The organism is Xenorhabdus bovienii SS-2004 (genome assembly GCF_000027225.1).
GTDB classification, from domain to species: domain Bacteria; phylum Pseudomonadota; class Gammaproteobacteria; order Enterobacterales; family Enterobacteriaceae; genus Xenorhabdus; species Xenorhabdus bovienii_C.
The window spans coordinates 1,691,918-1,712,569 of record NC_013892.1; the positions used below are offsets into that span (position 1 = coordinate 1,691,918).

At 43.4% G+C, this 20,652-nt stretch carries 20 protein-coding genes and 1 pseudogene; 8 read left to right on the top strand and 13 right to left on the bottom strand.

Annotation, left to right across the window (positions count from 1 at the left end; translation table 11 throughout):
* Positions 1-9: 9 nt before the first annotated feature.
* Positions 10-954 (bottom strand): bifunctional riboflavin kinase/FAD synthetase, encoded by a 945-nt coding sequence (gene ribF, locus XBJ1_RS07405; RefSeq protein WP_012988227.1) that lies wholly within the window; start codon positions 952-954, stop codon positions 10-12.
* A gap of 350 nt (positions 955-1,304) precedes the next feature.
* On the opposite strand from ribF, the gene rpsT reads away from it, so the two are divergent.
* Entirely contained in the window at positions 1,305-1,565 is a 261-nt protein-coding gene (gene rpsT / locus XBJ1_RS07410; RefSeq protein ID WP_012988229.1) for a 30S ribosomal protein S20, read from the top strand.
* A 100-nt stretch (positions 1,566-1,665) separates the two neighbouring features.
* On the opposite strand, the gene nhaR is transcribed toward rpsT, so the two are convergent.
* Both nhaR and nhaA read right to left on the bottom strand, forming a co-directional pair.
* On the bottom strand, positions 1,666-2,574 hold the full coding sequence (nhaR, locus tag XBJ1_RS07415) for a transcriptional activator NhaR (RefSeq protein ID WP_012988230.1): 909 nt from the start codon (positions 2,572-2,574) through the stop codon (positions 1,666-1,668).
* 11 nt (positions 2,575-2,585) lie between these two features.
* Complete coding sequence (nhaA, locus tag XBJ1_RS07420) at positions 2,586-3,782, bottom strand: Na+/H+ antiporter NhaA (protein WP_012988231.1); 1,197 nt, start codon at positions 3,780-3,782, stop codon at positions 2,586-2,588.
* A 208-nt stretch (positions 3,783-3,990) separates the two neighbouring features.
* Between nhaA and XBJ1_RS07425 the strand changes: the two genes are divergently transcribed.
* On the top strand, positions 3,991-4,836 hold the full coding sequence (locus XBJ1_RS07425; protein WP_012988232.1) for a DMT family transporter: 846 nt from the start codon (positions 3,991-3,993) through the stop codon (positions 4,834-4,836).
* Positions 4,837-4,962: 126 nt separating this feature from the next.
* A protein-coding gene (locus XBJ1_RS20685) for an IS1 family transposase (protein WP_143827645.1) occupies positions 4,963-5,657 on the top strand; the annotation gives its coding sequence in 2 pieces (ribosomal slippage) (positions 4,963-5,218 and positions 5,218-5,657; 696 coding nt in all).
* A 74-nt stretch (positions 5,658-5,731) separates the two neighbouring features.
* Here the strand turns inward: XBJ1_RS20685 and XBJ1_RS07435 are convergent.
* Entirely contained in the window at positions 5,732-6,919 is a 1,188-nt protein-coding gene (locus XBJ1_RS07435; protein WP_012988233.1) for an MFS transporter, read from the bottom strand.
* A 79-nt stretch (positions 6,920-6,998) separates the two neighbouring features.
* A pseudogene (locus XBJ1_RS07440) lies at positions 6,999-7,442 on the bottom strand (asparagine synthase-related protein); the annotation flags it as partial.
* 143 nt (positions 7,443-7,585) lie between these two features.
* On the opposite strand from XBJ1_RS07440, the gene XBJ1_RS07445 reads away from it, so the two are divergent.
* From XBJ1_RS07445 to XBJ1_RS19665, 3 genes are read left to right on the top strand one after another with little or no spacing between them, the layout of a single operon-like run.
* Positions 7,586-7,954, top strand: a complete 369-nt coding sequence (locus XBJ1_RS07445) for a GNAT family N-acetyltransferase (protein WP_049778808.1) — start codon at positions 7,586-7,588, stop codon at positions 7,952-7,954.
* Positions 7,944-8,981 (top strand): IS630 family transposase, encoded by a 1,038-nt coding sequence (locus XBJ1_RS07450; RefSeq protein ID WP_041573280.1) that lies wholly within the window; start codon positions 7,944-7,946, stop codon positions 8,979-8,981. Before XBJ1_RS07445 ends, XBJ1_RS07450 begins: the two co-directional genes overlap by 11 nt.
* A complete protein-coding gene (locus XBJ1_RS19665) occupies positions 8,982-9,266 on the top strand; it encodes a GNAT family N-acetyltransferase (RefSeq protein WP_012988235.1) in 285 nt (94 codons plus the stop codon).
* A 56-nt stretch (positions 9,267-9,322) separates the two neighbouring features.
* Here the strand turns inward: XBJ1_RS19665 and XBJ1_RS07455 are convergent, their stop codons facing one another.
* Positions 9,323-9,865, bottom strand: coding sequence for an ATP-dependent Clp protease proteolytic subunit (locus tag XBJ1_RS07455; RefSeq protein WP_049778844.1), 543 nt, complete (start codon positions 9,863-9,865; stop codon positions 9,323-9,325).
* A gap of 322 nt (positions 9,866-10,187) precedes the next feature.
* On the opposite strand from XBJ1_RS07455, the gene XBJ1_RS07460 reads away from it, so the two are divergent.
* Positions 10,188-11,171, top strand: a complete 984-nt coding sequence (locus XBJ1_RS07460) for an IS30 family transposase (protein WP_012988237.1) — start codon at positions 10,188-10,190, stop codon at positions 11,169-11,171.
* A gap of 463 nt (positions 11,172-11,634) precedes the next feature.
* Here XBJ1_RS07460 and dnaJ read toward each other — a convergent pair whose 3' ends face one another.
* Together dnaJ and dnaK are read right to left on the bottom strand one after the other, a co-directional pair.
* Entirely contained in the window at positions 11,635-12,771 is a 1,137-nt protein-coding gene (dnaJ, locus tag XBJ1_RS07465; RefSeq protein ID WP_012988238.1) for a molecular chaperone DnaJ, read from the bottom strand.
* Between the two features lie 104 nt (positions 12,772-12,875).
* Positions 12,876-14,780, bottom strand: coding sequence for a molecular chaperone DnaK (gene dnaK / locus XBJ1_RS07470; protein WP_012988239.1), 1,905 nt, complete (start codon positions 14,778-14,780; stop codon positions 12,876-12,878).
* Between the two features lie 349 nt (positions 14,781-15,129).
* Between dnaK and satP the strand changes: the two genes are divergently transcribed.
* Positions 15,130-15,702 carry an acetate uptake transporter gene (gene satP / locus XBJ1_RS07475; RefSeq protein WP_012988240.1) on the top strand — a complete coding sequence of 191 codons (573 nt, stop codon included), beginning with the start codon at positions 15,130-15,132 and terminating at the stop codon, positions 15,700-15,702.
* 72 nt (positions 15,703-15,774) lie between these two features.
* On the opposite strand, the gene XBJ1_RS07480 is transcribed toward satP, so the two are convergent.
* The 5 genes from XBJ1_RS07480 to XBJ1_RS07500 form a co-directional block, all read right to left on the bottom strand.
* Positions 15,775-17,046, bottom strand: a complete 1,272-nt coding sequence (locus XBJ1_RS07480) for an MFS transporter (protein WP_012988241.1) — start codon at positions 17,044-17,046, stop codon at positions 15,775-15,777.
* A gap of 275 nt (positions 17,047-17,321) precedes the next feature.
* Positions 17,322-17,897 (bottom strand): flavoprotein, encoded by a 576-nt coding sequence (locus XBJ1_RS07485; RefSeq protein WP_012988243.1) that lies wholly within the window; start codon positions 17,895-17,897, stop codon positions 17,322-17,324.
* Between the two features lie 52 nt (positions 17,898-17,949).
* On the bottom strand, positions 17,950-18,792 hold the full coding sequence (locus tag XBJ1_RS07490) for a metallophosphoesterase family protein (RefSeq protein WP_012988244.1): 843 nt from the start codon (positions 18,790-18,792) through the stop codon (positions 17,950-17,952).
* Between the two features lie 35 nt (positions 18,793-18,827).
* Complete coding sequence (locus XBJ1_RS07495) at positions 18,828-19,292, bottom strand: group II truncated hemoglobin (protein ID WP_012988245.1); 465 nt, start codon at positions 19,290-19,292, stop codon at positions 18,828-18,830.
* A gap of 208 nt (positions 19,293-19,500) precedes the next feature.
* Positions 19,501-20,637 carry an acyl-CoA dehydrogenase family protein gene (locus XBJ1_RS07500; RefSeq protein WP_012988246.1) on the bottom strand — a complete coding sequence of 379 codons (1,137 nt, stop codon included), beginning with the start codon at positions 20,635-20,637 and terminating at the stop codon, positions 19,501-19,503.
* Positions 20,638-20,652: the final 15 nt, after the last annotated feature.

The following is a 20,652-nucleotide window of genomic DNA, read 5'->3' on the forward strand; positions in this document are numbered from 1 at the left end:
AATTTTCCGCTAGATACATGACTCGGATCGCTGCAAAAGACAATCCCTTGCAGCAACCACATCATTTGCGATTTGCTGTTTAAGCGCATCAAGCGAAGCAAATCGCTGCTCATCACGCAATTTTTTGCGTAATACCACATCAATATGACGCCCATACAGATCCATCTGGGTATCAATCAAATGCACTTCAAGTTGCTGGCCCAGACCCGCAACTGTGGGTCGATTACCAATATTAGCGACACCCGGTAAGGGTTTATCGCCCAATCCATAAACTTCCACAGCATAAACGCCCTTTACAGGGGCAACCAGACGTTTCAACGGTAAGTTTGCCGTAGGAAACCCAATGGTACGTCCCAAGCGCTTACCGTGAACGACTCTGCCACTTATGCTGTAAGGATGCCCCAATAATGTTTCTGCCAATGCCAGATCATCATCTTGCAGCGCCTGACGAATAGCAGTACTGCTGATCCGCAGGCCGCTGTCACAGAAGCTGTCTGTACTGGCGACATCAAAACAGTATTGTTTACCCGCTTGTTGTAAATAGTGAAAATCTCCGAGACGATTTTTGCCAAAACGGAAATCATCCCCTATTGCCAGAAACTTAACACCCAGTTTTTCCACGAGCAACCGTGAAACAAAGGCTTCAGGTGAATTAGCTGCGAAATTTCGGTCAAATTTCACACATAACAGATAATCAACGCCATACTGGGATAGATATCTTATTTTATCTCTCAGCCGTGTCAGGCGGGCTGGCGCTTTATCGACAGCAAAAACTTCCAATGGCTGCGGTTCGAAAATCATGACCATCGTCGGTAACCCGGAACGCAGCCCTTCTTGTTTCAGATGTTTCAATAAAGCCTGATGCCCGCGATGGACACCATCAAAATTACCAATCGTCAGCACGCAACCATGGTGGCGCGCCCGGATATTGTGTACACCGCGAATTAGCTCCATAGCTGGCTCAATACCGTGGAAATTGCCGGATTATACCTTGTACAGCGCACAAGGTTAACCCACGATCACAAAGGGTTTTTAATTAATAACCTGATTCTTACAATAAAAACAGGCCAGATGCCCGAAAAATATTTAATTTATCTCACTTCTTTAGTGATTCATTGAGTTTTTTGTTGCGAAAAGCTGTATTCCCTTTCAGTAAGCTGATAAAATCCTGCCCCATCACAACGTAAACAGCGTCGCCGTACAACGACGTTTATTTGCACAAATCCATTGACAAACGAAGGCTGAACAGGCATATTTCTCGGCCTTTGAATTGTCCTCGCTAGAATATATTTGGGAGTTGGACCTTGGCTAATATCAAATCAGCTAAGAAACGCGCCGTACAGTCAGAGAAACGCCGTCAGCATAATGCGAGCCGTCGTTCTATGGTGCGTACTTTTATCAAGAAAGTATACGTGGCTATCGCTTCTGGCGATAAAGAAGCTGCACAGAAAGCATTCAATGACATGCAACCAATTGTTGATCGTCACTCCTGCAAAGGTCTGATCCACAAAAATAAAGCAGCACGTCATAAATCTGCTCTGGCAGCGCAAATCAAAGCAATGTAATTATTGTTTTTGATTATGCTGAAAAACCGGCTTAGTGCCGGTTTTTTTGTACCTGTAATTTTAAGTTTCAATGTCTTACGTCTCAATATGGTTCTCAGTGTTATTTTTTTAGTGGTGTACTGAATAAAGCAGAAAAATCCTTGTTACACACCCGTTGAACAGCCGGATGTTGGATCATACGCTCCGCAAAAATGACATAATATTCTTCTTGTACAGCATCCAATTGACCAATCTCAACAATATCGCTATCAACGAAGATATCACTGGCATAGAAAGAAGGCGCAATAAAAATAGCGTTATGATACATGCCAAATGCTTTCATCAGCGCAGCATCATCAAATTCACCCAGCACTTCAACTTGCAGATTTTTATTACGTATCCATGTCAGAAGTTTTCTGCCCAGCATCGAACGGCGACCGGGGATCAGTAAACGGCGCTCTTCCAGACATTCTGGAAACGGTTTTTCTGGGATCGGCTGACGACAGTAAAAGCTGACATTGCATTCGCCCAGTTTCACTGAGAACAGCCCTTCTTGCTGAGAAGAGTCAACCGGGCAATCTGACAGGATCATATCGAGCTTATGCTGGCTCAGTTGCTCAAGTAGCATTTCATGGGTTGATTCAAAACAGCGCAGATGGATTTTCTCATGCTCTACAACTGTGGTTTCCAGCACTTTGCTGACTAAGCGCTTGGATAACGCATCTGCTACACCCACATCAAACAACAGGTTTGATTCTCGGCTGTAAGTGACGATATCCAGCATTTCGTGACTGAGCATAAACATTTTATCTGCATAACGAAAAACCAATTGCCCCAACTCAGACGGAACCAACCCTCTCCCCTGACGCTTGAACAACTTTCCAGCCAAACGTTCTTCCAGAGCCTTAATCTGACCAGTAATGGTCTGTGGTGTCAGGTATAACGCCTCTGCTGCTCCAACAACGGAGCCTTCCTTGCAGACATGCCAAAAGTAATAAAGGTGGTTAAAGTTTAAATGTGAAACCCGCATATATTTCTATCCTAAATTAATCTATTCATCTGCGTTTGGCGATGTTTTCTCTTCGGCAAAAGTATATTCAATAATCCATAACCAATAACAGCTGCGGCTGTTGAGCCAATCAATATACCCAAGCGGGAGTAAGTACTGAAAGCCTCATTTAAACCTTCAAATGCCAGACCAGAAATAAAAATAGACATAGTAAAACCGATCCCACACAGTACCGAGACGGCAAAAATCTGCCTCAGACCAATTTCTTCCGGTAATTTGGCTATGCCCAGTTTTACTGAGATCCAGCTAAACAGAAAAATACCCAGAGGCTTGCCAATAAACAGGCCAAGGGCAATTCCCACTGGCAACATTCCCGTTAAGCCGTTCAATGTTACCCCCTGCAACGAAACCCCCGCATTGGCAAAAGCAAATAATGGCAGGATTAAATAAGCCACCCATGGATGCAAACCATGCTCAAGTGCTTCAGAAGGTGAATGACCTTTTTTACAGCGCAAAGGGATCATGAACCCAACGATGACGCCAGCTAATGTTGCGTGAACACCTGATTTCAGAATACAAATCCACAGAACAGCACCGACCATCAGATAAACAGATGTTTTAGCTATTCCGCGCCAGTTCATCCAAATCAGAAGCGCTATCATAGCCCCTGCCAGGCCGAGAGCAGTTAACGAAACGGTTTTGGTGTAAAACAGAGCGATAATAATGATGACGCCCAAGTCATCAATAATCGCCAGAGCAAGCAAAAAGACTTTTAATGCTGTTGGCACACGTTTTCCCAGCAGTGCCATGACACCAAGCGCAAATGCAATATCTGTAGCGGCGGGGATAGCCCAACCCTGCCGAGCGATTTCATCACCACCGTTAAACAACAGGTAGACCAGCGCCGGTGCGATCATTCCTCCAACTGCGGCAATCGCAGGGAAAACGGCTTTGTCACGGCCAGCCAGCGAACCTTCCATTAATTCTCGCTTAACTTCCAAGCCGACAATCAGGAAAAATACGGCCATTAAGCCATCATTGATCCAGAGCAACAGCGGTTTCTTAATTTCCAAGGCGGCAAATTGCACCGCAACCGGAAGGTTGAGAAATTGGTGGTAGATACCCTGCAATGGTGTATTCGCCAAAACCAGCGCAACAATCGCAGCGATAATGAGGATAATTCCTCCCGCTGCTTCTAACTTTAAAAACTGGCGAATGATTGCAGTCATGAATTGATAACCTATTAAGTTGATTAGGGCACTAATGTTATGACAGTCATGACATCGGAAAAAATCGATTATTTATGCAATATGCATCGTTATATTCGAATTATAACATTGAGAAAGTAACATTTTTTCAGAGATGGGTACATTGCTATAAGCATCAAAAGCTGTTTTTATCATTAATCCATTAACGCGGTGACTAAAATATACGCATATGTCAACCTTACTATTATTATCTGTACTCGCTGCCGCCTTGTTACATGCTAGTTGGAATGCCTTAGTCAAAATCAATGCAGATCGCTTTTTGAGTATTTCAATACTCGTATTTTTTGCCGGTCTGATTTCGACATCCGGATTGTTCTGGGTTGGATTACCCACACCCGCCTCTCTATCGTGGTTAATACTCTCTTCCATCTTGCATATCGGTTATTGCCTGTTTCTGAGCCGTTCTTATGCCACAGGAGATTTAAGTCAGGTATATCCCATCGCCAGAGGGTGTGCACCGCTAATTACCGTCTTATTGAGTTGGATAATATTGCAGGAAGTATTACCGCCCTTTGCCATGCTAGGCGTCGGTTTAATTATCGCAGGGGTTATTTTGATCGCATTTCCTCACGGTAAGAAATCCATCCGGATAGATCGCAGGACATTAATCGCAGCGCTCACAACCTCAATATTTACTGCCTGCTATACCTTATCTGATGGAATTGGCTCCCGTGCCAGTGATAGCGCCTTAACCTATATCTTGTGGTTATTCGCTATTCATGGCTGGTCAATGGGTGTGATTATTTATTTCAAATACCGGAAAACGGCTGGACAAAACGTCCGTCAATACTGGAAGCAAGGGTTAATAGGTGGGCTAATGCAGTTGTTGAGCTATGGTATTGTCATTTGGGTAATGAGTCACGCCTCAATTGTACTGGTAGCCGCACTGCGTGAAACTAGCGTGCTGTTTGCGGTGCTATTATCTGTCTTTATCCTGAGAGAACCATTCAGCAAAATGCGGTTATTAGCCTGTGTCGTGATTGTGGCAGGAATTTTTTGTACTAAGTTAGAGTGAGAAGTTCAAGTAATATAAATGAAAACTCAATCTGACTACAGAATGATATAGCCAAATCCCTTAAATCAGGTCATGTATTAAATGGTTAGTTGCTGTGATATGCTTCCGGCTTTTTAAGGATGAAGTATGGCCAAAGTTGATGTCTATTGCCGTTATTGCCACAAATCAGAACAGGTCAAAGGACATGGGAAAGGAAATGGCGGACATCCTCGTTATCGCTGTTATAGCTGCTGTAAGGTCTTTCAGTTGGCGTATACCTATCAGGCCTGCAAACCCGGCGTTAAAGAACAGATTGTCGATATCGCGATGAATAACGGGGGAATTCGTGACACCGCTCGGATCCTGAAAGTCGCCACCGCCACCGTCATGAAAACATTAAAAACCTCAGACCCCGAAACGTAACGACACTTCCCCTTGCGGAATGTGACATCCAGATTGTCTGTGAAATCGACGAGCAATGGTCGTTTGTCGGCAATAAGAAAAACCAACGCTGGCTTTGGTATGCTTGGGAACCCCGCCTGAAGCGAATAGTGGCTCATGTTTTTGGCGATCGCAGTCGAAAAACGTTAGACAAGCTGCTTACCCTCTTATCTTCCTTTACTATTCGGTTTTACTGCACGGATGACTATGTTGTTTACGACCCACTTCCCGAGGAAGAGCACTTGACTGGAAAGGCGTTTACTCAGCGTATAGAGAGAACGAATTTAACGCATCGTACCCGAATCAAAAGGCTGAATAGAAAAACCATTGGGTATTCAAAATCGGAAGAAATGCACGATAAAGTGATAGGAACCTTTATTGAACGTGAACATTATTTTTAATACCTAATCTAATCATTTAATACATGACCTTAAATCAGATTGAGTGTCGCTCAATATCTTAAAACCATAAGCGGCTATTGAGAACTATTCGTTGTCCTTTGACTTGCTCGTAAAAGATAAAATATTTGTATGATCCCCCCGATAACGGCAATTCCACCTGCGGCAACAGCTAGGATCCATATTGGAATACTCAATGAAAGTAACAATCCTCCGATAGCGGCACCAATAGCACTACCAAGATAAAGTGCAGACTCATTCAATGCTACCGCTAAATTTCCATCTCCCTGCTTCTCACGGGTACTAATCAACTCATTATTTTGTGGAACTTGTAATGCCCATCCTACAGCTCCCCATAATGCAATTGGCAACATAACCAACCACTGATTTATTTCAGCGAACAATGGGAGTAATAATAATGAAATAGCGAGTAATACCATGATAATCAATGTCAGTAATGGGCCTTTAATCCGATCTATAATTGGCCCAATCAGGAAGCTACCAATAACCCCGCCAATTCCCCATACCCATAAATAAGTGGTTACAGAAACATTCACGTTATAACTTGGCTCTGAAATTAATGGCGCAATGAATGTATACATTCCCAAGCTGGATATTGCAGCCAAAAGGGAAACTGACAAAATCATTAAGACATTACCATCAGCTAAAATAGCTATTTTTCTTTTCAGAGGAATGTGTGAAGTATCGGGCAAGGCAGGAAGCTTTAAAGCCAATCCAATAAATGATGCCAATCCCAATAAACTTATCAGCCATAGTGCTGCCTGCCAGCCTGCATAATTAGCTAAAATAAGGCTAAGGGGCACACCTAATACCACTCCACTTGCCATGCCACCCATGATAATGGCGATAGATTTACCCTGATTATTGCGTTCTGAAAGGGCTGCCGAAGCTGCAATTCCCATAGCCAGATAAACTCCAGCACCAATGCCTGCAATAGCTCTGAATATTAATAACATTTGAAAATTACTGCTTAATGCACTGGCAACATTGGCCACAAAGAAAATGACAAGTGCTAACAAAAGCCCTTGCCTCTGCTTATTCATGGGTAGCACTGCAACAATTAATGGAGAACCCAGCCCATACGCCAGTGTAAAAGCAGTCACTAACTGTGCAGCCATAGCAACAGATACGGAAAAAGATGTTTCAATCAAAGGGATCAAGCCAGCCGTTACGTATGAAGCCATACCAAGGGCAAATGCACCAATGGCAATAAGATATACGGAAAAACTACTGTTTGAGTGCATATTCAAACCTCAACGAATTTCATTATGCCAAGAGAAACCATTGCTGCTTTTAAAAGTATAAGAATAGCATGAGTACCTGCTAAAAATTTAACTCAACTTTGTATTCATTTAACCAACTATTAAGCCCAACCGCAAGTTCCATTCCCATACGGGAATACATAGGTGAATTTGAACCAACAGAAAAACTGAGTTTCTCATTAACAAGTTTTTGATCAAAAAGTGGGCGAACAGGTGCTTGATTATCCAACATGATCTCAGACATGGTGTTACGCAAAGCATTTTCATAGGCAGGATCTTGAGTCGATGGATAAGGACTTTTGACACGTTCAGAAATTGATGCTGGTAAAATGTCACGGGTAGCTGCCCGCAATATACTTTTCTCCCGCCCATCAAACGATTTCATGTTCCAAGGAATGTTAAATGCATATTCAACTAAACGATGGTCACAAAATGGTACTCTTACTTCTAAACCAACAGCCATACTCATTCGATCTTTTCGATCCAGCAATGTCTGCACAAAACGAGAGTTATTTTTATAATGATATTTTCATTGACTCTATTAGCTAGTTTTTTTTGCTTTTTCCTTTTGAAAGAAAGGAAATATAAATAAGAAAATCAGCGAGGGTGACAATCAATAATTTTGCTATTAATCTAGGGGGGTGGGTTATGTTTTCAGAAGATAATTCTCTTTTATTTTTTACATCACGGTTGATTCTCCGTCAATTTGAAATAAAAGATTTCTCCAAGTATCAAAGTTATCATTCATTGCCAGAAGTTTACACGTTTCTATATAGTTATCCTCCAGCAGATGAGAATATGCATGCCCAATTCAATAGAGTTATGTCCCCTGCATTTAATAATAATGGAGATGAGGTAAGGCTTGCCGTAATTCTAAGGGAAAATAATGATTTGGCTGGAGAAATAATGTTAAGACTAACGAATAAAGAGTCACAACAAGGAGAAATATACCCGTCGTCATTGAAGATGCTTGATTTTTCATTTGTATCAGATCATGATTGCGCCCATGAAAATTAATCTAACAGATGCCCAAAAAGACGCCCTCGAATTGATGCATGATACGACTCGCGATGGACGAGTACGTGACCGCATCAAGGCCGTGCTTTTGGCCTCAGAAGGCTGGACTGCCCAGATGATTGCTCAGGCTTTGCGGATCCATGAAAGTACGGTGAGCCGCCATCTGAAAGATTACTTCTCTGAGGAAAAACTCGCCCCTGAAAATGGGGGCTCTGAAAGCCGTTTGTCTGCCGAACAAACAACAGAATTAGTTGAGTATCTGATGGCAAATTTGATGCACACTACCGCACAAATTGTGGCCTATGTTCGGGCACGATGGCAGGTGACTTTCACTGTCGCAGGAATGACGAAATGGCTTCACCGTCAAGGTTTCAGCTACAAGAAGCCAATGGGTGCTCCGCATAAATTTGATGCGGATAAACAGCAACAGTTTATTGAAACCTACAACGCGCTGAAAGAAGAATGTGGCCAGAATGCGCCTATTTTATTTATTGATGCGGTTCACCCGACCCTGTCCACAAAATTAAGTTATGGCTGGATGAAGAGCGGGCGGAAGCACGTCAAAGTGGTTGAAACCACAGGCAGTCGTACTCGACTCAACATCATGGGTGCCCTTAATTTACAACGGATTGAAGAGACTATTGTTCGTGAATATCCGACGATTAACGCGAAAAATGTCGTCCTTTTTTTCGGCTCAATCCGGGAAACCTATCCACTTTCGCAAAAAATCCACATTATTCTGGATGGTGCGGGTTATCACCGTTCCGGAGTCGTCCAATTTTTTGCCGAGGTTTTGAATATTGAGTTGCACTACCTGCCGCCTTACAGCCCTAATCTCAACCCGATTGAGCGATTATGGAAGTATGTGAATGAGCAGGTACGAAACAATGTCTATTTTCCGGATACCAAAACATTCCGTGAAACGCTGCGCCACTTTTTTCATGTCACATTGCCAGAAAAAGCGAAAGAACTCACCACTCGGTTGACTGATAACTTCCAGATTTTAAAACCCGCATCTTCAAGTTAATTGCGTATAGGTTGTATCTTTCACCCATTTTATCAAAGAAAGTCCATTGGAACAGAATCTTTAGGGGCACTGATTGATATTAGTTTTGAATATTTTAGATGCCATCGGATTTATGCAAAATTAGATGTTTTAAATCTTGGTTCTAAACGATTAGTTGAAAAACTCGGAATGCGTCAAGAAGCTCACCTATTACAAAATGAACGTGTTAATGGAATTTGGAGTGACATGTATATGTATGCAATTCTACATAATGAATGGCAAGCACCAAAATTTTTAAAGCGATAATGAATTTATATATGAAATAATGGGTGAACTTCTGCCCACCCTATTTTCCATTTACATTATTGGATGTCGTCCCATTTAGTTATTATGCGGCCGACAATCCCATATTCAATAGCTTGCTGTGGGCGCATCCAGTAATTCCTATCAGTGTCCTTTTCTACTTTTTCTATCGATTGTCCTGTAGCATCACTGATAAGTTTATTTATACGGCTGCGTATAAATAAGAATTCCTTAGCTTCAATCTCTATATCTGATGCTTTTCCTTGATATCCACCTAAAGGTTGATGAATCATAAAACGGGTATTAGGGAGAGAATAACGATTTTCTTTCCTAGCGGCAAGAAATATGGTAATACCAGCACTTGCAACCCAACCTGTACCTATTATAAAGACTTCTGGTCTTATAAATTTAATCAAGTCATGAATGGTATCACCAGCCTCAACATGCCCGCCTTGACTGTTAATAAAAATCTTTATTGGATCATTATTTATTTCTTGTAAAACTAATAGCTGAGTTGTTACCTTTTCGGCTAGTGCTTGATTAATTTCGCCAGATATCATGATACATCTTGATTTCAATAACTTACCTTGTTCGTAGGGCATATCTTTAAGGGGATTAGTAGAGTCTTTTTGGGCATCTTTTGGGGAATCTTCTAACATGATTCAGACCTCATTTGGATTTAGTAGAATATTTTTGACTCGATGTTCTGCTTTTCAACTATAACAAACTAGCTATCGATTATCCAACTCTCTAAACGGAAAATATATCTTTTAATCAGTAGAATTTACTAAAATATAGAATATTTTTATCTGATATATTTTAATTAATTATTGATAGATCTTGGATTCGCATAATAAGTGCAATTTCTAAGAAAGGCGGTCAGTTGCTATAGTAGGCATCTTTCTCGCCAAAGGAAAATGCGCTATGGCCTATAAACAACTGACCGAAACAGAAAGATATCAGATTTTCAGCCTGAAAGAAGCCGGTTTTTCACAACGGGAGATTTCAAAGTCACTCAATCGAAACCCATCAACGATTAGCCGGGAATTGAGACGAAATCGGGAGGCAAAGAAATATACGCCTGAACAAGCTCAGCTTAAGGCCGTAGCGCGCCGACAGTGTGCTACAAAAGCAGTAAAAGTGAAACCAGAGATAGAAATGTGGATCAAACAGTTAATTTGGCAAGATTTAAGTCCTGAACAAACAGTCGGTTATCTCAAAAGGGAAAATATAATATCTTTGCATCATGAAACAGTTTATCGATTGATTTATAAGGATAAACTTAATGATGGTAATTTATGGCAACATCTTAGGATTGCGAAAAAACCGTATCGTAAACGCTATGGAAGTTATGAGCGCAGAGGAAAAATTAAAAACAGAGTCAGTATTGATAAGCGCCCCAAACTTGTTGATAAAAAGCAGCGTATTGGTGATTGGGAAGGAGATACTATCGTGGGTAAAAATCATAAAAGTGCATTATTGACATTAGTTGAACGAAAATCGTTATTTACTATCATAATTAAACTTGAAAATAAAACAGCAGAAGGGGTCGCAAAAGCGGCAACAAGACATTTATCACTGATAAAACATAAAATTAAAACAATGACCTTTGATAACGGCCTCGAATTTGCCGAACACGAACTGATCAGTAAAAATTTAGAGACAAAAATTTATTTTGCTCACCCGTATTCCCCCTGGGAAAGAGGGATAAATGAGAACACGAATGGATTAATCAGAGATTACTTCCCAAAAGGAACTGATTTTAATAAGGTGTCAGAGCGGGAGATTAACCTTGTGGCAAACCGATTAAATAATCGTCCTCGTAAAACACGAGATTACAAAACACCGAATGAGTTATTTAAAGGAATACCCTCTCATTTACTTCGTCCATTACGGTGTTGCGCTTAATATGTGAATCCAAGTTTTTATCGTATTTTATCCAATATGCTATAATTTTAATTTATCTGGAAAAAATACTACTAATCACTAGGATTTTAATACATTCACATGAACTCCCTCTCCATGAAAAAATTAACTAATGACTTATATTTGATAATTAAATTTCTTTCCTATTGTTATTTTTTCTAATAATAAGTATATAAAATAGTGAGTTACGGAAGCTTTCATATTTAATGATATAAAAAAAGAAAATTATCTATAGATTACATTTTCCTGACTTATCTGTATGCGCATTTTTTAAATTAATTTGTAGATGGATAATATCTAAAGTGAAAAAGAATTTTTCCTGCTTCTATGACAAAAGTAAGGGGTAAGATTGAGATGAAAACGACTACTGAATATATTCCCCTGATTATCAGTTCAAAAAGATAATCAAGGGAACTAATACCAACGATTTTATAAAAACATTAAATTACTTAGTCAAATCGTCAAAAAACTTCTTCACGCCGTCAATGAAACTCTTGGAGCGTGGGCTATTGGTTTCACCACTCTTGCCACCCAAAGATTCACCCAGCTTGCGCAGTAAGTCTTTCTGTTCGTCGTTCAGCTTCACCGGCGTTTCTACCACGACACGACACAGTAAATCGCCCTGAGCGCCGCCACGGACGGATTTCACGCCCTTGCCTTTCATGCGGAACAATTTACCCGTCTGAGTTTCCGCAGGGATTTTCAGGCTGACACGGCCATCAAGGGTTGGGACTTCAATTTCACCGCCCAGTGCCGCAGTTGCGAAGTTAATCGGTACTTCACAGTAAAGGTTGCTGCCATCACGCTCGAAGATATGATGCGCCTTGACCTGAACCTGAACATACAAATCACCTGCTGGTGCACCGTGTTCACCCGCTTCACCTTCACCACCCAAGCGAATGCGATCACCGGTATCGACGCCTGCTGGAATTTTAACGGACAGGGTTTTGTATTTCTCAACACGGCCATGCCCATGACATTTTCCGCAAGTCTCTTTGATAACTTTTCCACGCCCATGACATTGCGGACACGGCTGCTGAACCGTAAAGAATCCTTGTCGCATATGCACTTGCCCTGCACCGTGACAGGTTGAGCAGGTTTCTGGGTTGGTACCCGCTTTTGCGCCACTGCCATGACAGGTATCACAGGATTCCAGAGTGGGAATACGGATCTCTTTGGTCACACCACGGACCGCTTCTTCCAGTGTCAAGTCCATATTGTAACGCAGGTCAGAGCCACGGCTAGAACGCTGCTGACGACGGCCACCACCGAAGATATCCCCGAAAACGTCACCAAAGACATCGCTAAAATCAGCCCCGCCACCGAAACCGCCTGCTCCACCACCCATACCACCTTGTTCAAAGGCAGCATGACCATATTGGTCATAAGCGGCGCGCTTCTGTGCATCCGTCAGGATCTCATACGCTTCTTTAATTTCTTTGAATTTACTTTCTGCTTCTTTATCACCCTGATTGCGATCTGGGTGATATTTCATTGCCAGCCGCTTATAGGCTTTTTTTATCTCTTTCTCTTCTGTGGTTTTGGAAATGCCCAAAACCTCATAATAATCTTTTTTTGCCATTGTTTTGTTTACCCTAAACACACATACACGGGCGTAGAGTTACCTCAACGCCCGTGTTAGTTAACAAGTAACAGGCGCCCTGTTACTTTGCCCGCTAAGGGCTATTATTTTTTGTCTTTAACTTCTTCGAATTCAGCGTCTACAACGTCGTCATCTTTTTTCGCGGTGCCCGCTTCAGCAGCACCTTCCTGAGCCTGTTGCTGTGCGATTTCCAGAAGTTTCTTAGAAGCTTCAACCAGTGCCTGAATCTTCGCTTCGGTTTCAGCTTTGTCTTCGCCTTTTACAGCAACTTCCAGCTCAGAAACGGCTTTCTCGATCCCTGCTTTGTCATCCGCAGTCAATTTGTCGCCTGCTTCTTCAACTTGCTTGCGAGTACCGTGAATCAGCTGATCCGCTTGGTTACGAATTTGCACCAATTCTTCAAACTTACGGTCAGCTTCTGCGTTCGCTTCTGCATCACGTACCATCTGCTGGATTTCTTCTTCGTTCAGACCAGAAGATGCCTTGATGGTGATTTTTTGCTCACGACCAGAGTTTTTGTCTTTCGCAGAAACATGCAAGATACCGTCAGCATCAATGTCGAAGGTCACTTCGACCTGTGGCATACCACGAGGTGCTGGCTGAATACCATCCAAGTTGAATTGACCCAGAGATTTGTTATCACCGGAACGCTTACGCTCACCCTGCAATACATGGATCGTTACCGCAGACTGATTGTCTTCCGCAGTAGAGAACACTTGGCTGTGCTTGGTTGGGATAGTGGTGTTCTTCGTGATCAGCGCCGTCATCACGCCGCCCATGGTTTCGATGCCCAGAGACAGTGGCGTTACGTCCAGCAGCAGAACATCTTTCACTTCACCTGACAGTACACCACCCTGAACAGCCGCACCCATTGCAACGGCTTCGTCTGGGTTGACGTCTTTACGCGGCTCTTTGCCGAAGAAGTCTGCAACTGTTTTCTGCACCATTGGCATACGGGTCTGACCACCAACCAGAATCACGTCTTGGATGTCAGATACAGACAGTCCAGCGTCGTTCAGGGCAACTTTCAGCGGCTCCATAGAACGCTTAACCAAATCTTCAACCAGTGATTCCAGTTTTGCACGAGTCACTTTGACGTTCATGTGCTTAGGACCCGTCGCATCCGCAGTGATGTATGGCAGGTTCACGTCTGTCTGCTGTGCAGAAGAAAGCTCGATTTTCGCTTTTTCTGCGGCTTCTTTCAGACGCTGCATTGCCAGTGGATCGTTACGCAGATCAAAGCCTTGCTCTTTCTTGAATTCATCAACCAGATAGTTGATCAAACGGCTATCGAAGTCTTCACCACCCAAGTGGGTATCACCGTTGGTTGCCAAAACTTCATACGTTTTTTCACCGTCAACTTCGTCGATTTCGATGATAGAGATATCAAAAGTACCGCCACCTAAGTCATAAACTGCGATAGTACGGTTACCGACTTCTTTGTCCATACCGTAGGCCAGCGCTGCCGCCGTAGGTTCATTGATGATACGTTTGACTTCCAGACCCGCAATACGGCCAGCATCTTTGGTTGCCTGACGCTGTGCATCATTGAAGTAGGCAGGAACGGTAATAACCGCTTCTGTCACTGGCTCACCCAGATAGTCTTCTGCTGTTTTCTTCATTTTTTTCAGAACTTCAGCAGAAATCTGAGGAGGAGCTATTTTCTGATCTTTAACTTCCAGCCATGCGTCGCCATTGTCTGCGCCAATGATTTTATATGGCATGATAGAAACGTCACGCTGAACTTCTTCGTCCTGAAAACGACGGCCAATCAAACGCTTGATGGCGAATAATGTGTTTTGCGGGTTAGTTACAGCCTGACGTTTAGCTGGTTGACCAACCAGAGTTTCACCATCCTGAGTATACGCGATGATAGAAGGTGTAGTGCGATCACCTTCGCTGTTTTCAAGCACACGAGCAGTTGTGCCGTCCATAATTGCTACACAAGAGTTGGTAGTTCCCAAGTCGATACCAATGATTTTACCCATCTAAACGCCTCCACAAAGAATTCATATATAAGTCAAGTTACTTAACAATATGAGGACGGATGTTTGTTTTTCAATGGCACTGATTGCCTGAAATTCCTCATTTTTAAACTTTCGGCTAAACACCGAAATGTCGCTAGTAACCGCGGTTGAGACTTAAATGGGGGTCATTCATTCAATCATCAAGGGTTGCGTTGAAAAAAATTAAGTTTAATAAAAAAATTCTTTTCCAGCCCATTGTTTAGTTGATGCCATCACATTATTATGCGCCGCCCTTTATGGTTTATTGGCGCTGTCAGAGGCCATAAAACCTTTTTAATATTTTGTTTTATTTGTTTTTTCCAGAGGAAATATGCATTCTAATCAGTTGGCGAATCCAGGCCCGTTGGGTTTGATGGGCTTTGGCATGACAACAATTTTGTTGAATTTGCACAATGCAGGTTTTTTCCCATTGGCATCGGCCATTTTGAGCATGGGAATTTTTTATGGTGGTTTGGCTCAGGTGCTGGCGGGCATTATTGAATACAAAAAAGGAAATACCTTTGCCGCAACCGCATTTACCTCTTACGGTATGTTCTGGCTGAGTCTGATCGGTTTGTTGTTCCTGCCGGTAATGGGTCTGGCAGATGCCACCAGCCATGAATTCTTCGGTGTTTACCTCGCCTTATGGGGTATTTTCACTCTGTTTATGTTTTTTGGAACGTTGAAAGCTAACCGGGTCCTGCAATTTGTGTTTGGCAGCCTGACGCTGCTGTTCGCACTGCTGGCAATTAGCAATATCACAGGCAATACCGGCCTCCTGACCTTCGCAGGTTATGAAGGTATTGTCTGCGGGGCAAGTGCTTTCTATCTGGCTATGGCTGAGGTTCTGAATGAACAATATGGCCGTACTGTTCTGCCGATTGGCGAAGTGAAACACGCCTGACAATATCAAGCAAGCAACGCTAGCAAAACCCGATTAAACAGGATGAGCCATCGCTCATCCTGTTTTTTTGTGTCACTTTTTTCTGACGCGCAAATGTAACCCCAAGAGTATACCTACAACAGATAAAACCAGAATATAGTAAGCGGGCGCAAACTGGGTATAGACCTGTAACAGGGTGACGAAAATAGGGGTCAGCCCACCAAAAATGGCGTAAGACATATTGTATGAGAATGAAATTCCACTGAACCGCACTTCCGGCGGATAGCTCTGAACCATGACAAAAGGCACTGCTCCAAGTACGCCAACGGAGAATCCCGCCACAGCATAAGCACTGAATAATCTGCCCGGTTCATCACTGATATTATGGTAGAAAAACCATGAGGCTACAGCGAGCAGAACGCAGCCGGCCACTAAAACCAGACTGGCGCCCCATTTATCGCATAAATGACCGGCTAATATACAGCCGATTGCCAGCATGATAATCGCCAGACTGTTAGCTTTCAGGGTGAGTGACTGCTCCAGATGGAAAACAGTCTGCATATAGGTCGGTGCCATCAAAATGACAACAACAATGCCCGCAGAGAGCAGCCATGTCAGCAACATGGAAACGATGATGGCATGTTTATGGTTCAAGATCACAGATTTCAGTGGCAGCCCGTCCGCCAATGCCTTACGTTCCTGCATTTCCCTGAAGACGGGCGTTTCCTGTAACCAACGGCGCAGATACATAGCACACAAGCCAAAAGCCCCACCAATAAAGAATGGCAGACGCCATGCCCAATCCAAAACGTCCTGTCTGGTATAAATGGAGGTAATGATCGTGGCCACCAGCGAGCCAAGCAAAATGCCAATGGTCAGCCCGGCTGTCAGGATCCCGCAAGCAAAACCGATGCGTTTATGGGGAACATGCTCCGCCACAAATACCCAGGCACCCGGCACTTCTCCGCCGATTGCCGCTCCCTGCATAATGCGCATCAGTAATAATAAAACAGGGGCAGCAATGCCAATCGTATCATAAGTGGGTAATCCTCCAATGATCAATGTCGGTAAGGCCATCAGAAGAATACTGAGCGAAAACATTTTCTTACGCCCAATCAAATCACCAAAATGCGCCATGATGATCCCCCCTAAAGGACGAGCGAGATAACCTGCCGCGAAAATGCCAAAGGTTTGAAGTTGCCGGAGCCACACAGGGATGTCCGCAGGGAAAAATAGCTCGCCGAGCACAACGGCAAAAAAGACAAATATAATGAAGTCATAAAACTCTAAAGCTCCACCCAGAGCAGCCAAAGACAGAGTTTTGTAATCTTGTTTATTTAACGCACGATTATAATGTTGCGACATAAGTTACCGATTTATAGTTATAAAATAGGGATTCTATGATTTCCACTAATAACCCTACCAGACTTTAAAACAGATAAAAATAAGACTTATTCGATATTTTAAGATATCTATTCTGCAACTTGTCAGTGATTTTATTCTGATAACACAGGGATTCATCCTTGTTTTAATGCGAGGTCAGCAGATAGGTAGGAAAGAGGAAGAGTACGCAGTCCATATGTTAAATACCGTCAGAATACCTGAGTACTCCCCATATATATCCCATCGATTTCAGTAAATTATTTAGGCAAATATTGCTTCAGCAGTGAAATCACAGTTTCAATATCCGGCAGGGAAGGATGCCCAACCATCTTTTGCAGTGATGCGTCAAAGTTTTCATGCCAAACAGGTTCAATAACATGATAACCATCATCATTTAACTGTCTGATATTGCGACGTGTTGCATTTTTTTCCCACATGACGCTCCCCATTACGGGAAAGAACAGTACCGGAAACGTGGAAGCCAGAATGACCGTTGTCAAACGATTGGGAGTCGCACCATGAGCAGCACTCGCCATCGTGTTTGCCGTTGCAGGCAGAACCGCCATGAGATCATGATCAGCCACAATGCGAGAAGGCTTATCGGTTGGCCAATCCTGTGGTTTTTCTCCGCTGATAACCCGATCAGCATAGAGGGCAATGGTTTCCGCTGGCAAAAAGGGGATAGCGCTGTTTGTCATCAATACCGTCAATGTACAGTCAATCGCCGCCTTAATAGCCGAAAGATATCTGGGAAGGAGGACAATATCGACTGATCCCGTGGCTCCAATTAAAATCCTCGGTTTTATTTTTTGATTAGTTTCATCATATTTCATGGGTAAATTGGCCTTTTATTATCAGAATGTTCTTGATGATCAGAATAGGTTGTTAGCGATATTCACTGGCATATTCCAGCCACTCATCCAGCTCTACCAGACAGAAATGTCTGCCACGCTCCTGCCATTCCCGTGGGTATCCCAAAGAGACTTCCACATGAGCAACACCATGAATATATTCGATATTGGGAATGTGCAAATGACCATATACCACCATGTGTACCCCTTTTCTTGATGCCCACTGGCGAGTTTTTTCACTGCCACACCAAATAGAAAATTCGGTATTGCGCAAAGATTCGGTCGGTTTTCGGATAATCGGAAAGTGGCTCATGAGCACAATACCTTCGCCATCCTGAATGTGATTCAAACGTTTTTCGGTATATTGGATGCGTTCCCGACACCATTCGATAATATTTTTATAGGGATAGGTTTTCAGGAAAAACTCATCGGAACTGATGATGCCGCAGCGACGGGCGCGTTCTATAGCCTGATCTGCCGTATAATCGGTCGCATTTCTGAATGAATAATCGTATAGCGTAAATATGGGGGCAATGGTTACAAATGTACCATCCCCCATAGGGTAACGTTGGAATTCATCTTCTGGAGTGAGCACATTGTGCTGTCGGCAGATGTTTACCAGATGCTCATAACGCAGTACACCGGGTAATTTCACAGGATCTCTGGGACTGCACCAGAGTTCATGATTTCCCGGCGTCCAGATTACCTGTGCAAACCGTTGGGAAAGCGTACTTATGACCCATGTAAAGTCTGACTCCTGTTCTGCAATATCACCCACCAACAAGAGCCAATCGTCCGGTGTCGATGGTCTGAATGAATCGACTATCGCCCGATTTGCTGCATGGGATACATGTAAGTCACTGACAGCCAACAGCATGATCTCACCTCACTATTACGAAGTTCTCAGAAAAATCAGGGCGTTCCCGGAGGTGCTTCCCCCCAGCCCCATTTTGGTACAGTTTCGCGGCGTGATGGTGCGGCATCCGGCTGGGAATTGGCTTCTGCCCTGCGTGAACCCCATTCGATATAGGCCGCAAAGGCTGAACGAAACTCAGGATCTGACGGAAGACCGATTTCATCGGCAGACTTCATCAATAATTCTACCCATCTCGTCCGTTGCTCGGGTTGGATGCTTCTGCCCCTGTGCCGACTCAGCATGACTTTGAAACCACCGCGCTCATCGGTATAGCGGCTTTCTCCACCGAGTACTTCTTCCAGCCACATGCCAACATGGCCGGGGTGATCGGCTTTCATATTTTTAAACAGGGGTTCAAGCAGTTCGTCTTTTTCAACCTTGGCATAGAAGACTTCCATAAGGTGCATGAGTTTTTCTCTGCCCCCCATCCATTCGAATAAGGTTGGCTTTTCATTTGCCATAACATACCTCTCATATGAATACATGAATGACGTCGTCATTCTGACTATGACGATTTTTTGGTACTAATTAACCCAACTCCAGAGAAGCAATGGCCCTTAATTTATCCAAACGTCCTTTTGGTATGACATTGCCCTTGTACTTCCTGAAAGTACGGTAGTGAGGAATAAGCCCTGCCTTGCTCATTATTCAAACAATAACCGTTGATTATTAAAGCCCCATCGATTTACTGATCATTTCCTGTAAAACTTCACTGGTTCCACCATAAATAGTTTGAGCGCGGCTATTGAGCCAGTTTTTGCCCGCAACAGAATCACGCATATAACCTGCCCCGCCATATAATTGCAGGCATCGATCCGCGACTTTCATCTGGAGTTCCGTTGTCCACCATTTGATACGGGCAGCATCCACCAAACTAAAAAGACCCTTGCTAAATTGCTCAACGGCGTTATCAAGATAGATGCGGGCAATTTTTACTTCGGTATCCAACTGTGCAAGGATAAAACGGTTGTATTGAAAGGAGCCAATCGGCTGGTCAAACGCTTTTCTTTCTTTCACGTAAGCCAGCGTACTCTGTAAAATATGTTCTGCGCTGGCAACCGCCACCGCTGAGATACTGAGCCGTTCCCGTGGCATTGCCGACATGAAGTAATAGTTACCGAGATTTTCACGGCCAATCAGATTGGTAACAGGAACTTTGCAATCATGGAAAAACAGTTCAGCCGTGTCGCTGCCGTTCCAGCCAATTTTCTTCATTGGCTCCCCTCTGGAGAACCCGGCCATATCCCGTTCTATCACCAGCAGGCTGATCCCCTGACCTTGCTGACCCTGCTCTGTTTTTACCGCCACCACGATCAGATCAGCATTGATACCATTGGTGATATAGGTTTTGCCGCCATTGACCAGATAGTGATCTCCCTGCCGTTTGGCCACAGTTTTGATATCTGCCGTATTAGAACCACCGCCGGGTTCAGTCATGGCAATGGCTGCGACTCGCTTCCCGAGGCATAATTCCGGCAGCCACTTTTGTTTCTGTTCTCCGCTGCCGAGGGCAAAAATGTAACTGGCAATAATATCGTTATGGGCGACGATCCCCGGGACTGTAACGCCAGCTCTGATAAGCTCTTCCGTCAGAATCACGGCAAAACGGTAATCATGTTTTCCCAAGCCGCCGTATTCTGGGCTGACACTGATACCCAACAAGCCAGCCTTACCTAATCTCTCCCAAAAAGAACGCGCCATCAGACCATTATATTCCCAAGCCTGATGTTCAGGAACGATCTCACTCTCAAGAAATTCACGACAAGATTTCCGGTAATCGTCGAAATTATCAATCTCAATACGCATATTCACTCCAAATTC